We start from the raw sequence: 14367 nt of genomic DNA on the forward strand, positions 1-14367 counted from the left end.
GAATGGCCGGCATGGGAATTCCAGAACGTAAAACCCGGCAGAAGCAGGCGCTGCGCGAACGCATCCTCGATGCCGCGCGGCGCATCGTGATGCGCGACGGTTTCGCCGCGCTGTCGATGCGCAAGATCGCGGAGGCCATCGAGTATTCGCCCGCCACGCTCTACCTGCATTTTGCGAGCCGCGACGAGATCGCGTGGGCCTTGTGCGTCGAGGGTTACGCGCAACTGTTGCAGACCTTCGAGCCGCTGGTGCAGATCGCCGATCCGGCCGAACGCCTGAAGGCGCTGGGTCGCGCCTACGTGGCGTTCGGTGTCGCGCATCCGGAAACCTACCGGCTGATTTTCATGGAAGATCCGAGCTACACGGGCGCGGCGCTCGGTGGATCGAAGGCGGCCGCAGCGTCGGTCCCGCCAACGCACGACGAAGTGGCCAGAAGCCTGCCGCCCAAATCCGGAGACGACCCCGGCGACGCCTCGTTGCGCATCATGCTCGACGCCATCGAAGCGCTGAAAACGGCAGGGCGCCTGCCCGCATCGACCGATGCCGCCGTTTGGGCCGAGGCGTTCTGGGCGACCTTGCACGGCATCGTCGCGCTCAATCTCACTTGCCCGGTATTTCCCAGTGCGCCGCTCGATACGGTGGTGAGCGTCGCGCTCGACGCATGGCTCGGCGCGCAGCCGGCAGCGGCGGCGGTCACGCCGGGCAACGCGCGCGGTCGCAGGAAGAGCCTCGATGCGAAGGCAACGGATCCGGCTGAGGTCGGCGAGAGTGATCGACCGGCCGAGCCGGCGGAAAAAGCGGTAGTGAAGACGCGCGCAAAACCTGCCACAAAAGCCGCGCCGAAGACCGCAAAAACCGGCTGAATTCCTCTGCGGCAATCGAGGCAAAGCAGACGAAGCAGACCGGGCGCACATGCCAAACCGTCGAGCGCACAGGCGCGCAAAGTTCGCCGAGGCAACCCGTCGAAGCGGCTAGCAAAGCGGCTCACAAAAGCGCTCCTCAAAGCGCGAAGCCGCTCACGCGTGATAACGTTTAACTCCAACTTCTTTTTCGCGTTCGCGCGTCTTGCTCTCCATGTCCATTTCCGTCCCGTCCGCCGCCAGCGACGAAGTCGCGACTCACGTAGCCAATCGCATCGGCTACCTCGAACTCGAGCGGCCCAAGGCGCTGAACGCGCTGTCGACCGGTATGATCCGCGCAATGCATGCGGCGCTCGAACAATGGCGCGAAGATCCCGACGTGCTGGCCGTGGTGGTGCGCAGCACGAGTGAACGTGCGTTCTGCGCGGGCGGCGACATCCGCTTTCTGTACGAGACGGCGCAGCGCCATGACGAGGCCGCGCGCGATACGTTTTTCATCGAGGAATACCGGCTCAACCACGCCATCTTCACGTATCCGAAGCCGTACATCGCGCTGATGAACGGCGTCGTGATGGGCGGCGGCATGGGCATTTCGCAGGGTGCGCACCGTACCGGCGGACTGCGCGTCGTCACGGGTTCGACCCGCATGGCGATGCCCGAAACCCGCATCGGTCTGTTCCCCGACGTGGGCGTGAGCTGGTTTCTGGCGCGCACGCCGGGCGCGATCGGCCGTTATCTCGCGGTCACCGGCGAGTCGGTCGGCGCAGCGGACGCACTGTTCGCCGGTCTCGCCGACGTCTGGCTCGACGAGAAGTCGCTGCCCGCGCTGATCGACACGCTGCGTGAGGCGCGCTTCGAGCGCGGCGCCGACGTGGTCGCCTGCATCGAGCACGCGTGCGCCGCGCAGCAGGGCGCGCCGAACCCCGACGATGCGCCGCTCGCGCATGCACGGGCACTGATCGACCGGCATTTCGCTAAGGCGGATGTCGGGCAGATTCTGGCTTCGCTGGAACAGGAAAAATCGGGCGATGCGGCCGGTTGGGCCGAGCAGACGATTGCCGTGCTGCGCGAGCGCTCGCCGTTGTCGATGGCGATTTCGCTCGAAGTCGTGGCGCGTGCGGAAGGGTCGATGGCGGATGTATTGCGCGGCGATCTCGACCTCACGCGCACGTGTTTCGCCGAGGGCGATACGGTAGAAGGCATTCGCGCGCGCATCATCGACAAGGACAATGCGCCGCGCTGGCGTTTCGCGCGTATCGAAGACGTGCGAGCCGCGGACGTGGCGAAGATGCTCGAGAGTCCGTGGGCGCCGGCCGCGCATCCGCTGCGCGACCTGAACGGCTAGGTCAGTCGTCCAGTTCGCCGGCCATGAAGGCGCGCATGAACACCAGCGCGCCCCAGCCCCACATTGCGTTGGCGGCGAATGCCACCGCCAGGCGCGGCAGCATGTTGCCGCTCGGCCAGATGCCGCGCAGCGGATCGACCACGAACACGCTGGCTGCCGTCAGCACGATGCCGCCGAATACAAAAGCCGGCACCCACGGCGCGCGCCGCTCGGGCGCGACGCGCAGCAGCCACGCCATCAACACGGCCCAGAAGGCGCTCCAGATGGCGTTGGCGATGAACTCGGGCAAGCCGAGCGGTAAAAACGGTGCGGTCGAAAAGCCGGTCGGGTCGATCAGACCGGCTGCATGCATCAACGCCAGCGTCGATTCATGAAAAAACAGGGAAGCCAGAAAGCCGGCGACGAACGGCAGGATGAGTTTTTGCATGCATTGCACCTGCGGAGTACAGGCGGCTGATTGACATGGCCTGTACCGGATTATTGGAAACGTGCGCCATTATATATAGGGGCACCCCGTTTCAAGCGTGCCGGCCATGCAACACTCGTGCACAAACCGTATGCTTTAGCGTCGGGCTAATCACGAAAGTGGAAAACCTAAGCTAAAAAAAATCGTTCAAAAGCCCGGGTCCGATCCATAGACTGTTTCTCCATGCAGACGGTGCGCGCACAGCATTCGCCGCCGTCGTCCACTTGACCGGGCGCATTGCGCGCCACATCGCCATTCCATCTCTTGCGTCGCTTCGTCCAGCCAGGTGCTGGCGCAATGCGCGCGGCCGGCGTGTGCGCGTTCGTCCGACGCGGCGTTTTTCATTCAATCCCGTTTCGAACAGGCAGGAGCAGCAAATGAATGTGTTCTGGTTCATTCCGACTCACGGCGACAGCCGCTATCTCGGTACGTCCCAAGGTGCACGTGCAGCCGACTACGACTACTTCCAGCAGATCGCCGTGGCCGCCGACACGCTCGGCTACGAAGGCGTGCTGCTGCCGACGGGCCGCTCCTGCGAAGACGCGTGGGTGGTCGCCTCCAGCCTGATCGCGGCGACGAAACGCCTGAAGTTTCTGGTTGCGATCCGGCCGGGCATTTCGTCGCCGGGACTCGCGGCGCGCATGGCGGCGACATTCGATCGTCTGTCGAACGGACGGCTGCTGATCAACGTCGTGACCGGCGGCGATGCAGCGGAACTGGAAGGCGACGGCGTATTCGTCGATCACGACACGCGCTACGAGATCACCGACGAATTCCTGCACATCTGGCGCAAGCTACTCACGGCCTCGCACACCAACGACGCCATCGACTTCGAAGGCCGGCATCTCACCTCGAAGGGCGGCAAGGCACTGTATCCGCCGGTGCAGAATCCGCATCCGCCGTTGTGGTTCGGCGGTTCGTCCGCGGCTGCGCACGACATCGCGGCCGATCACATCGACACGTATCTGACCTGGGGCGAGCCGCCCGCGGCCGTCGCGAAGAAGGTCGCGGACATTCGCGCGCGCGCCGCAGCGCGAGGCCGCGAGATCCGTTTCGGGATTCGCTTTCACGTGATCGTGCGGGAGACCGAAGAGGAAGCGTGGGCAGCGGCCGACAAGCTCATCAGCAAGCTCGACGACGACACCATTGCGCGTGCCCAGGCGTCGTTCGCGAAGATGGACTCGGAAGGGCAGCGCCGCATGGCCGCGCTGCACGGCGGCAAACGCGGCAGCCGCGCCGACCTGGAAGTCTATCCGCACCTGTGGGCCGGCGTCGGCCTCGTGCGGGGCGGCGCGGGCACGGCGCTGGTCGGCAACCCGCAACAGGTCGCGGCGCTCATGAAGGAGTACACGGACCTCGGCGTCGACACCTTCATCCTGTCCGGCTATCCGCATCTCGAAGAGTCGTACCGCTTCGCCGAACTGGTGTTTCCGCTGCTGCCGGGACGCAAAAACAAGGTCGCCGGCGGCCCGTTGTCCGGTCCGTTCGGCGAGATCGTCGGCAATAACTATCTGCCCAAGGCGGCCAGCGCGAGCTGAGCGCCGCGCGGCGTTCGGCTTCGTCCGTCAGGCAACGAGGGAAAAGAATCATGGCCGATTCCATCACCGGCGCGACACAGGGCGCGCACAACGCTACGCGCCAGGCCGGCGCGCGTTCCACGGCCAGTGTGTGGCGCCGGATCGGCGCGCACCTCGCGCCGTGGATTGCGCCGCTCGCGATCCTGCTCGTGTGGGAATTCGCCGCGCGCAGCGGCCTGTTGTCGACGCGCGTCCTGCCCGAACCGCTCGCGGTGGTAAAGGCGGCGTGGTCGCTGATCCAGTCGGGCGAGATGTGGGCGGACGTGAAAGTGAGCACGTGGCGCGCGGTGTCGGGCTTCGCGATCGGCGGCGGCATCGGGTTCGTGCTCGGCCTCGCGACCGGGCTCTTCAAACCTGCCGAGATCGCGCTCGATTCGACCGTGCAGATGGTCCGCAACATCCCGGCGCTGGCGATGATCCCGCTCGTGATTCTGTGGTTCGGCATCGAAGAGGAAGCGAAGGTGTTTCTCGTCGCGCTCGGCGTGTTTTTTCCGATCTACGTGAACACGTTTCACGGCATCCGCTCGGTGGATTCGAACCTCGTCGAAATGGCCCGCAGTTATGGCCTGAAAGGTTTTGCGCTCTACCGTCACGTTGTTTTGCCGGGCGCGTTGCCGTCGATTCTGGTGGGCGTGCGCTTCGCGTTCGGGTTGATGTGGGTCACGCTGATCGTCGCCGAAACGATTTCTGCGCAGTCGGGTATCGGCTACATGACGATGAACGCCCGCGAGTTTCTGCAAACCGATGTGGTGGTGGTCGGCATCCTGCTGTATGCCGGACTCGGCAAAGGCGCCGACGTGCTGGCGAAGTATCTGGAACGCGTGTCGCTGCGCTGGCATCCCGCCTATCAGCGAGGAGCGAAATCATGAGCGCGATCACGTTCTCGGCGTCGTTCAGCGGTATTGCGGGCAGCGATCTCGAAGCCGAACTCGCGCAGCCGCGCACCGTCGATCACGACGCGGACGAAGCGGCGCATGCCGAGCGTCGCGAGCCGGTCCACGATACGCGGACCGGCTCGACGGCGGCGGTGCACGCGGCCGTTGCCGGCACGCTGGCGCGCAGCGACGCGCGCCGCGACGGCGATTACGCCGTCGAGTTGCGCGGCGTCGGCAAGCGGTATGGCGAGCGCGCGGTGCTCAGCGACTTCGATCTGTCGATCGAGCGCGGCAGCTTTGTGACGATCGTCGGGCGCAGCGGTTGCGGCAAATCGACCTTCCTGCGGCTCGTCGCCGGTCTGGAAGACGCGACTTCCGGCGTGCTCGACAAGCGCAACGAACACGGCCGGCCGATCGACACGCGCATCATGTTCCAGGACGCGCGCCTTCTGCCGTGGAAGAGCGTGCTGCACAACGTGATGCTCGGTCTCGGCCGCGGTGCGCGCGACGACGCGCGTGCCGTGCTCGACGAAGTGGGTTTGCTGGAGCGCGCCAACGACTGGCCCGCGCAACTCTCGGGTGGTCAGCGTCAACGGGTGGCGCTGGCGCGCGCACTCGTGCACCGCCCGCAACTGCTGCTGCTCGACGAACCGCTCGGCGCGCTCGATGCGCTGACACGCATCGAAATGCACGCGCTGATCGAGCGTCTGTGGCGCGAACATCGTTTTACGGCATTGCTGGTGACGCACGACGTCCACGAAGCCGTCGCGTTGGGCGACCGGATTCTGCTGATCGAAGAAGGGCGCATCGCGCTCGATCAGCCGGTGCCGCTCGCCCGGCCGCGAGCGCGTACGTCGGCGGGTTTCGCCGCCCTCGAAGAACACGTGCTGCAACGTGTACTCAAGACCGCGCCCAGCGACGACGGTCCGCTTTCCCGCGCCGGCGACGCGCGCGAGCCGGACCGTCCCAGACGCCCGACGGACGTCCGCTGGGCAGTCTGACATTCCTTGACTGACTGTTTTCAATCGCATCTCTGGAGCCACTCGATATGAGCATTTCCGCAATCAACGTACGCAATCAGTTCAAAGGCAAGGTCAAGGAGATCATCCGCGGGTCGGTGGTGTCTGAGGTCGATGTCGAGACGCCGTTCGGTATCGTCACCTCGGTGATCACCACGCGTTCCGTCGACGAACTCGATCTCAAGGTGGGATCGGAAGTGGTCGCGTTGGTGAAGTCGACCGAGGTGTCGATCGCGCGGCTTTGAGGCTAATTTAAGGCCGGTTCGCGTCGCGACGCATCGCGGCCGCCGCGCTCGTTGTGGGCGGCCGTTGCATTCGTCCGGCGTTTATTAGGCGTCTATTTGGCGTTCGCGCCGCTGGCCGGCGGCGGATGCATCATTCTGTCGTTGGTCGGCTTGGCCGGACGCTTGATCGGCATGTTGTCCGGATTGCTCGACCCCGTTGCGCCCGACGCCGCCTCGGGCGGCTTGACCATCGACGCGGCGGCATCCTGAGTCTGGTGCGCGGTCTGCGCGTGCGCCGCGGACGCGACCCAACCCGACGCACCGAGCGCGATGGCCGCCATCAGCGTGGCCACTCCGGTTCGCTTCAACGTTCGCTTCATCGAAATCTCCTTGCGGATTCTGCGTTCGTACCTGCGCGCGTTTTTGGTAGACCGCCCACGCTGTCGATAATTCGCGGGATCACGTTCACCGCTTGTGCAGCATGCATTCGCCGTGCCTGGCTTCCCGCGTCCGGCAAAAAAGTGCGGCGCTGCGCAGGCCCGTAAAACGCGCTAGGATGAATCGAGCGTTACGACGGAGACGGCCATGTCAAAGTCATTGAGTCCCGAAGCGATCGAAGCCTTGCGGCGTTTGAACGACGTCGGGGTCGGCAGCGCTGCGCCGAAGTTCGCGCAGTCCGTGACGGCGGAGTTGCTGCAGAGCGGTTTGGTCACTGAGGCGAGCGGCGGCGAAGTCGAGATTACGTGCAACGGCCGGCAATATCTGTCGGGCGATTGCGACTGATCGACCGGCTGTCCGGCTGAAGTGAGTGGTGTTCGACGTACGCGCCCGGCGGCGCGGGGGAATGCTTGGGCTCGCGTTTTGAGTGTGGAGCGGTGGCGCGCGTGCAGGTTCGTTGCGCCATGGGCTGAAGGGCGGTTAATTCTCCGCGCTCACAATCTCGGCAAGTTCGCGGCTCAAGCTGTTGGATGACCGCCACGCGCCGCGTTAAGCTGCCGGTTGCCTGTCAATCTGCTGGAGACCGCTGTGCATCTCGCGCCTGCCATTCCGATCATCCGCATTTTTTCCGAAGACAAAGCCCGCGAGTTTTACGTGGACTTCCTCGGCTTCACAGTCGAATGGGAACACCGGTTCGAGGATAACTTTCCGCTTTATATGCAGGTGCGGCGCTCGGACCTCGTGCTGCATCTGAGCGAACATCACGGCGACGCCACGCCGGGTTCGGCGATCTTCGTGCCGGTGCGCGAGATAGAGAGTCTGCATGCCGAACTGCAAGGCAAGCACTACAGGTTCGGCAAACCCGGTGTCGAAACGCTGCCGTGGGGAAAGGTACTGGAGACAATCGATCCGTTCGGCAACCGCATCCGGTTCTGCGAGTCGCCGCAGTCGGCCGGAAGCATTGTTTGAGGAAAACGGAAGCCGGATGCCATAGGCCATGCAAGCACCCGTAAACGGGACTGGGCGCCTGCATGAGATTGTCATGCGAGGCGCCCAGCCCAGCCTGCTATCAGATGCCTATTGTGTAGGCACCTGATCCAACGGTCTGCTTAGTGACCGAAGAAAACCGATTGCGGACCCGAAACCGGTTCACGCGTACCCGATTGCGTCGACACGTTGTTCACGCCGCCGTACGAGTTCGATTGTGCGTTAGCGCGTTCAGCGGCAACGGTTTGTGCGTTCTGACCTTGTTGCGAGGCCGGTGCGCCGACCGACGGACGGTAGAACGGTGCCGGGCCGTAGCCGCTAGCGAATGCGGGAGCAGCGATCGAGGCAGAAACAGCAACCAGCAGGGCGGCGATGAGCTTGGTCTTCATGGTGTGACTCCGATATACGTAACGACTTCGATTCAGGATGGCGTTGCAGTGGCCGGTGAGGGTGTGTCTGCAACGTCGATGGAAGGCAGTGTATACCCCTACTATCAAGAATTTGTGCTGATAATCTGAAATTACTATTCCCGATTCTGGAATAATCGCCCTGAGCTTTATCTGACAAGGCTCAGCCGTGGTCCGACCCCGCAGAGCGAGCGGAATCCTCACCGTAAGACCTTGCTGGATGTACGGGTTAACCCAGATCGTTCACATTGCGCGACTTTCCTGACGACCTTTCCGGGCGAATCCCGCAATTACGGTAAAATTGCGTTTTGCTTCAGCCGTTTAGCCGCCCATGTCTTCAGCACACACTCCCAGCCCGCGCCGCGTTTCGGTCGCGCCGATGATGGACTGGACCGATCGTCATTGCCGCTCGCTGCATCGCGTTATCTCGCGCCATACGTGGCTTTACACCGAAATGGTGACCACGGGCGCGCTGCTGCACGGCGACGTCCCGCGGCATCTGGCATTCACGCCCGAAGAGGCGCCCGTCGCGCTGCAACTCGGCGGCAGCGAGCCCGCCGACCTCGCGAAGTCGGCGAAACTGGGTGAGCAGTGGGGCTACGACGAAATCAATCTGAACTGCGGCTGCCCGTCCGAGCGGGTGCAGCGCGGTGCCTTCGGCGCGTGTCTGATGAACGAGCCGCAACTCGTCGCCGACTGCGTCAAGGCGATGCGCGACGCTGTCGCGATTCCCGTCACGGTGAAACATCGCATCGGTGTCGACGCGGTCGAAGAGTACTCGTTCGTGCGCGACTTCGTCGGCACGATCGCGGACGCGGGTTGCAACGTGTTTATCGTGCACGCGCGCAATGCGATTCTCAAAGGCTTGAGCCCGAAAGAGAATCGCGAGATTCCGCCGCTCAAGTACGACTATGCGTATCAATTGAAGCGCGATTTTCCGCACCTCGAAATCATCATCAACGGCGGCATCAAGACGCTGGACGAAGTCGAGACGCATCTTCAGCACGTCGACGGCGTGATGCTCGGGCGCGAGGCGTATCACAACCCGTACGTGCTGGCCGATGTCGATGCGCGCTTCTATGGCGCGACCGATACGCCGCTCACGCGCGAGCAGGTCGAAGCGAAGTTGATCGACTATTGCGCGGCCGAAATGGCGCGCGGCACGTACCTCGGTGCGATCACGCGTCACGCGCTCGGTCTTTATCGCGGCGAAGCAGGCGCGCGTGGATGGCGGCGTGTTCTGTCGGACAGCAAGCGCCTCGCCGCGCGCGATCTGAGTATCTTCGACGAGGCCAGGCAGCATCTGCGTGAGCCTGTCGAAATTTTTGAATAAAGGACTAGGCAAACGAGATTCTTGTTCGTATAATCTCGTTTCTTCATCGACGAGCCAAGTTTCTCGGCAACGAGTTACTAGCAAGTCAAGCAAGATGCCAGTGGTGGCTGTAGCTCAGTTGGTAGAGTCCAGGATTGTGATTCCTGTTGTCGTGGGTTCGAGCCCCATCAGCCACCCCAAAGAATTCGAGCTGTAAATAGTTTTGCGAAACGGCGTTGTGAGAAATCACAACGCCGTTTTTGTTTTTGCTCTCTGTTTCTGTTCTCGTCTTTTGCTTTTGCCATTCGATCCACACGGCAAAACGCATCTCACGACGTCGCGTTCACTCAGTGTCCATGCCCGCCATGTCCGCCGCCGCCGCTGCTCCACGAACTGCCGCCGTGCGAGCCGCCGTAACCGCCGCCATGCCAGCCGCCACCGCCGTGCCATCCATTGCCGCCGTGCCAGCCGTCGCCACCATGCCAATGTCCGCCATGGTAGTAACAGCACGAGCCGCCCCAGCCGCCGTAGATGCCGATCGAGCTATACACCGGCGCGTACGGCACACCGTACGGATAGCCGTAGTCGGGGTAGTAGGGTTGCGCGTAACCGTAGCCGTAGGCCGGATAACCCGGTGGGACTACGCAACCTGCCAGTCCCGAGACCATCGCCAACGCTGCCACTGATGCAATGAGCCTGCTCACGATTTTTCTCCCGTGTATAAGACTCAGAAAAAACGCACGCTCCAGAGTTCAGGCGCATTTGTGTCCACAGATTACGGCTTGCGTACACCGCTGCCCGACGCCAAACACACACGTAGCCCGAGCGTTCCGGCGCAACCGCTTATGCAGCGCGCGCACGACGCACGCGCAATTCCAATGCGGATTGCCTTCCCATGTCTTACCGGTGTGCGTGTCGGTAACAGTTGGTTAAATTTTCGAAACGCAACTGTAGGGCGCGCCTGCTAGTTTCCCGTCTGACAAATTCGATTCTGGATAACCGCGCGGTTCGTGCAATGAGCGCGACACACCAGCGTAATCCAGACGCGCCGACTCCGCGCACGTACAGTCGTACCGAACCAATTCAGCCGGCCGCTTTCGGGCGACGCCTGCATCAACCTGGCTGTCAATGAAGCACGATTCCCAACCGGCTACCGCAACAGAATGGCGCGCCGAAGGCGACGCCTTTGCCGCTCGCGGCGAACTTGACGCCGCCTTGCAGCGATTCGAATCCGCCCGCGCGCTCGATCCCGCCGACGCCGTCGTTCATGAACGCATTGCGGCCACGCTGGCGGCGCTCAACCGGTTCGATGAAGCCGTCGACAGTTTTCGCGCGGCGATTGCAATCGATCCGCTCAACACCGATTCGCATCACGGTCTCGGCTGGACGTTCGAGCAGATGCATCGTCTCGACGCCGCCGTCGACGCTTATCGTGAAGCCGTCCGTCTGAATCCTCGCGCGGATGGCTCGCATAACAACATGGGCAACTGTCTGCAGGCGCTCGGTCGTTTCGACGAGGCGCACGAGGCTTATCGTCGCGCGATCGACGCCGCGCCGAACGTCGCGCTGTACTACCGCAACTTCGTGCAGTCGAAACGGCTCGCCGCGGACGATCCCGTGTTCGTCGCGCTGGAGCGGCTGGCGGGTGATACCGCGTCGCAAACGCCGGCCAATCAGGCGGAGATCCATTTTGCGTATGGTCAGGCGCTCTCCGATCTCGGCCGTCACGATGCCTCGTTCGGTCACTTCCTCAAGGGCAATGCGCTGCATCGCGTGGGCGTGCGTTACAACGAGGCGGAGTCGCTTGGTCTGTTCGAGCTTCTGCAGAATCTCTTTACCGCCGATGCTCTCGCCGCCAAACGCGGACTCGGCGATCCGTCGGCGCCGCCGGTGTTTATCGTCGGCATGCCGCGCTCCGGCTCGACCTTGATCGAGCAGATTCTCGCCAGCCATCCCCAAGTGACCGGCGCGGGCGAGCGCACGGAGTTCGGCGAGGCGCTGGTCGGGCATATCGCGCGCGACGTCGGTGATCCGCTGCGAATCGACATCGAAGCTTTGCAGAATCTCACGCACGCGTCGTTGAGCGCGCTCGGTCAGGACTATCTTCATCGCATGCAGAAAGTCTTGCCCGACATGCCGGGTCTTGCGGATAACGACGCGCATTCGGCCACCTCAGGGTTCACGCGTTTCACCGACAAATACCCGTTCAACTTCATCAACGTCGGCCTGATCCATCTGGCCTTGCCCAATGCGCGCTTCATTCACAGCAAACGCGCGCCGCTGCAAACCTGCCTGTCGATTTTCTCGCGCATCTTTCACGACGTGCCGTTCGGCTATGATCTCGGCGAACTGGGTCGCTACTATCGTGCTTACGATGCGTTGATGGCGCACTGGCAGCGCGTGCTGCCGGAAGGCACGATGATCGACGTGCAGTACGAAGAGCTGGTCGAAGACTTCGAACCCAATGTGCGGCGTCTGCTCGCGCATTGCGGACTCGATTGGGACGAGCGCTGTCTCGCGTTTCATCGAACCAGCCGGCAGGTGAACACGGCGAGCGCGGCGCAGGTGCGTCGTCCGCTATACAAGACGTCGGTGCAGCGCTGGCAACCGCAGGCGGCGTTGTTGCAGCCGCTGATCGAGGGTTTGGGGCCGGCGCTGGCGTCGGGAGTGGAGAGCAGTCGATGAGTGCAGCGGGTGACGCCGGAACCGGCGTCGTGATCTGGATGACCGGTTTGTCCGGCGCGGGCAAGTCGACGCTTGCGAGCGCGTTGCACGCGCGTCTTGCGGCGCTCGGACGCGCGTCGATCGTGCTCGACGGCGACGTGTTGCGCGCCGGTTTGAACGCCGACCTCGGATTCACGCCCGCGGACCGCACGGAAAACCTGCGCCGTGTCGCGCACGTTGCCGCGCTGTTCCGGCAGCAGGGTTTCATCGCCATCGCCGCGGTCATCTCGCCGGAGCACCGGCATCGGCAGGCGGCGCGTGACATCGTCGGCGCGGGCTTCGTGGAAGTGTTCGTCGATGCGCCGTTGCAGGTATGCGAAGCGCGCGACGTCAAGGGTTTGTACGCCCGCGCGCGGCGTGGCGAAATCGCCGATTTCACGGGCATTTCCGGCCCGTTCGATACGCCGGTCGCACCGGACATCACCATTGCCACCGACCGTCTGCCGCTCGGTCGCGCCGTCGACCAGCTGCTCGACCATCTCGCCGCAAAAGGTTATCTGCCCGCGCAGGGTCGATAAGCGGATATGGCATGACGCACTGAGCGCGTGCCGAACGCGCCACGGTTCCGGTCGATCCCGCGCCTATCCAGTTCAACCGCAAAATTTCCAAGCGCCTCACCGCGTTTCGCTATACCTTTCGACAATTCCAAACGGGAAGGGTGATGCGTCGATGCCGTCATTGTCGATACGAAAAATAAAGCCGAATGTCGAGGCGATCGTGCTCGCCGCCGATCTGGCCGGCACCGTGGTCTTCGCGGCCGAAGGTGCGTTGAGCGCGATGCGCGGCGGTCTCGATCTGCTCGGCGTGATGGTGATCTCGTTCGTCGCCGCGCTCGGCGGCGGCGTGATTCGCGATCTGCTGATCGGCGACTCGCCGCCGAACGCGATTCGCGACTGGCGCTACCCGGCGTTGACCTTCGTCACCGGCTTGCTCACGTTCATCTTTCATTCGACCGCGCAGCACTTTCCCGTCACGCTGGTGACCGTGCTCGACGCGGCAGGCCTCGCGCTGTTCGCCGTCGCGGGTGTGGAAAAGGCGCTGCTGTTCCGTATCCGGCCGTTCGTCGCGATCATGATGGGGACGATTACCGGCGTGGGCGGCGGCGCGATACGCGACGTACTGCTGGCGCGCGTGCCGCTCGTGCTGCACGCCGACATCTATGCGAGCGCAGCCTTCCTGGGTGCCGCCGTGGTGGTGATCGCGCGACGTGCCGGTTTGTCGCAAGGTGCAGCGGCGATAGTGGGCGGCGCAGTGTGTTTCGTCGTGCGGATGCTGGCGGTGACCTACGGCTGGCATCTGCCGAAAGCAGTGCTTGCGGCGTAGCTTCGGCAAGCACGCGTCGTAACGCCGGCGTGCGTCTAGTGCAGCAACACGGCCGAATGATGCAGCGCCGGATAGACGCCGATGATGAACGCCGCGTAGATCGCGGCCATCGTCACGCCGGCGGCGGTGCCCCATATATCGCGCGACGCTGCGCCCTGACGGAAATGCACGGGCAGTCCGACCACCACGTAGCCGATCAGAAAAAATACGAGGACTGCGCGTATCGGCGAGACATCGTGACCGATGAATTCGAGCAGGGTAGGCAAGCTGAACGATGACATGAAAAGGCAGATGAATGATGTGCCGATGATGCCGGACACAAGCTGATCGATCTCCCGATTTAAGTCCACACGCTGGCGTCGGTCAAGAAAAAGTCTGTATGAATTTGTTCGGTTTTCAGTTGGCGATACAACGACTTTCAGCCCGCTTTTGCAGGCCTGTAATTCTTCTTTCAAACCATCGTGTTCAACCGGCCGCGCGTTTGCGCAACGGTTCGATCAACGCGGACAAACCGTTGTGATCGATCTCGTGCATGAGTGCGAGCAGACGGCCGATTTCGCCGGGAGGAAACCCCTGGCTCGCGAACCAGTTCAGATAATGGCCGGGCAAGTCCGCGATCAGCCGGCCCTTGTATTTACCGTAAGGCATCACGCGTGTGACCAGCAGTTCGAGGTGTTCGGAATTCATCGCTAGTAAGGAGACGTGGCGGTGACAAGGTGATCGATGGGCGCAGCGGCACGCGGCTTCACATGCCAATGCAAACGCCAATCCGGACGCAGAGGGCAGCGAGATCGTGCATACACCAAGCGC

Annotated in this window: 18 protein-coding genes and 1 tRNA gene; 13 read left to right on the forward strand and 6 right to left on the reverse strand. The window is 63.2% G+C overall.

Features of this window, described 5'->3' with window-relative positions; all coding sequences use genetic code 11:
* The first annotated feature begins 11 nt into the window (after positions 1-11).
* Positions 12-863: a TetR/AcrR family transcriptional regulator gene (locus P3T18_RS18505; protein WP_429301406.1), complete on the forward strand. Its 852-nt coding sequence runs from the start codon at positions 12-14 to the stop codon at positions 861-863.
* A gap of 211 nt (positions 864-1074) precedes the next feature.
* The gene (locus P3T18_RS18510; RefSeq protein ID WP_429301407.1) at positions 1075-2205 is read left to right on the forward strand and encodes an enoyl-CoA hydratase/isomerase family protein; all 1131 of its coding nucleotides are present in this window, start codon (positions 1075-1077) and stop codon (positions 2203-2205) included.
* A 1-nt stretch (position 2206) separates the two neighbouring features.
* Here the strand turns inward: P3T18_RS18510 and P3T18_RS18515 are convergent, their stop codons facing one another.
* Positions 2207-2632 carry a hypothetical protein gene (locus P3T18_RS18515; protein ID WP_429301408.1) on the reverse strand — a complete coding sequence of 142 codons (426 nt, stop codon included), beginning with the start codon at positions 2630-2632 and terminating at the stop codon, positions 2207-2209.
* Positions 2633-3048: 416 nt separating this feature from the next.
* On the opposite strand from P3T18_RS18515, the gene ssuD reads away from it, so the two are divergent.
* Genes ssuD through P3T18_RS18535 form a run of 4 tightly spaced genes read left to right on the forward strand, consistent with a single transcriptional unit; the run spans position 3049 to position 6387 of the window.
* On the forward strand, positions 3049-4209 hold the full coding sequence (ssuD, locus tag P3T18_RS18520; protein WP_429301409.1) for an FMNH2-dependent alkanesulfonate monooxygenase: 1161 nt from the start codon (positions 3049-3051) through the stop codon (positions 4207-4209).
* Positions 4210-4259: 50 nt separating this feature from the next.
* Entirely contained in the window at positions 4260-5117 is an 858-nt protein-coding gene (gene ssuC / locus P3T18_RS18525; protein ID WP_429301410.1) for an aliphatic sulfonate ABC transporter permease SsuC, read from the forward strand.
* Entirely contained in the window at positions 5114-6124 is a 1011-nt protein-coding gene (locus tag P3T18_RS18530; RefSeq protein WP_429301411.1) for an ATP-binding cassette domain-containing protein, read from the forward strand. The genes ssuC and P3T18_RS18530 overlap by 4 nt, the downstream gene beginning before the upstream one ends.
* A gap of 47 nt (positions 6125-6171) precedes the next feature.
* Positions 6172-6387, forward strand: a complete 216-nt coding sequence (locus P3T18_RS18535; RefSeq protein ID WP_115782798.1) for a TOBE domain-containing protein — start codon at positions 6172-6174, stop codon at positions 6385-6387.
* A 92-nt stretch (positions 6388-6479) separates the two neighbouring features.
* Here the strand turns inward: P3T18_RS18535 and P3T18_RS18540 are convergent, their stop codons facing one another.
* Positions 6480-6746 (reverse strand): hypothetical protein, encoded by a 267-nt coding sequence (locus tag P3T18_RS18540; RefSeq protein WP_429301412.1) that lies wholly within the window; start codon positions 6744-6746, stop codon positions 6480-6482.
* A gap of 205 nt (positions 6747-6951) precedes the next feature.
* Between P3T18_RS18540 and P3T18_RS18545 the strand changes: the two genes are divergently transcribed.
* Positions 6952-7149, forward strand: coding sequence for a hypothetical protein (locus P3T18_RS18545; protein WP_429301413.1), 198 nt, complete (start codon positions 6952-6954; stop codon positions 7147-7149).
* A 243-nt stretch (positions 7150-7392) separates the two neighbouring features.
* Positions 7393-7773, forward strand: a complete 381-nt coding sequence (locus P3T18_RS18550) for a glyoxalase superfamily protein (RefSeq protein WP_429301414.1) — start codon at positions 7393-7395, stop codon at positions 7771-7773.
* Between the two features lie 140 nt (positions 7774-7913).
* On the opposite strand, the gene P3T18_RS18555 is transcribed toward P3T18_RS18550, so the two are convergent.
* On the reverse strand, positions 7914-8180 hold the full coding sequence (locus P3T18_RS18555) for a hypothetical protein (RefSeq protein ID WP_429301415.1): 267 nt from the start codon (positions 8178-8180) through the stop codon (positions 7914-7916).
* 349 nt (positions 8181-8529) lie between these two features.
* Between P3T18_RS18555 and dusA the strand changes: the two genes are divergently transcribed.
* Both dusA and P3T18_RS18565 read left to right on the forward strand, forming a co-directional pair.
* Entirely contained in the window at positions 8530-9531 is a 1002-nt protein-coding gene (dusA, locus tag P3T18_RS18560) for a tRNA dihydrouridine(20/20a) synthase DusA (RefSeq protein ID WP_429301416.1), read from the forward strand.
* Between the two features lie 103 nt (positions 9532-9634).
* Positions 9635-9710: transfer RNA gene (locus tag P3T18_RS18565), tRNA-His, on the forward strand.
* 147 nt (positions 9711-9857) lie between these two features.
* Here the strand turns inward: P3T18_RS18565 and P3T18_RS18570 are convergent.
* Positions 9858-10214 (reverse strand): hypothetical protein, encoded by a 357-nt coding sequence (locus tag P3T18_RS18570; protein WP_429301417.1) that lies wholly within the window; start codon positions 10212-10214, stop codon positions 9858-9860.
* A 424-nt stretch (positions 10215-10638) separates the two neighbouring features.
* Here P3T18_RS18570 and P3T18_RS18575 point away from each other — a divergent pair, with 424 nt between their 5' ends.
* The 3 genes from P3T18_RS18575 (at position 10639) to P3T18_RS18585 (ending at position 13557) form a co-directional block, all read left to right on the forward strand.
* Complete coding sequence (locus tag P3T18_RS18575) at positions 10639-12195, forward strand: sulfotransferase (RefSeq protein WP_429301418.1); 1557 nt, start codon at positions 10639-10641, stop codon at positions 12193-12195.
* The gene (gene cysC, locus P3T18_RS18580) at positions 12192-12752 is read left to right on the forward strand and encodes an adenylyl-sulfate kinase (RefSeq protein WP_429301419.1); all 561 of its coding nucleotides are present in this window, start codon (positions 12192-12194) and stop codon (positions 12750-12752) included. The genes P3T18_RS18575 and cysC overlap by 4 nt, the downstream gene beginning before the upstream one ends.
* Before the next feature lie 151 nt (positions 12753-12903).
* The gene (locus P3T18_RS18585) at positions 12904-13557 is read left to right on the forward strand and encodes a trimeric intracellular cation channel family protein (RefSeq protein ID WP_429301420.1); all 654 of its coding nucleotides are present in this window, start codon (positions 12904-12906) and stop codon (positions 13555-13557) included.
* Positions 13558-13592: 35 nt separating this feature from the next.
* On the opposite strand, the gene P3T18_RS18590 is transcribed toward P3T18_RS18585, so the two are convergent.
* Together P3T18_RS18590 and P3T18_RS18595 are read right to left on the reverse strand one after the other, a co-directional pair.
* On the reverse strand, positions 13593-13838 hold the full coding sequence (locus tag P3T18_RS18590; protein ID WP_429301421.1) for a hypothetical protein: 246 nt from the start codon (positions 13836-13838) through the stop codon (positions 13593-13595).
* Positions 13839-14022: 184 nt separating this feature from the next.
* The gene (locus P3T18_RS18595; RefSeq protein ID WP_429301422.1) at positions 14023-14244 is read right to left on the reverse strand and encodes a DUF3820 family protein; all 222 of its coding nucleotides are present in this window, start codon (positions 14242-14244) and stop codon (positions 14023-14025) included.
* Between the last annotated feature and the right edge of the window lie 123 nt (positions 14245-14367).

Origin of the sequence: Paraburkholderia sp. GAS199, assembly GCF_050436585.1 — a bacterium.
GTDB lineage: Bacteria > Pseudomonadota > Gammaproteobacteria > Burkholderiales > Burkholderiaceae > Paraburkholderia.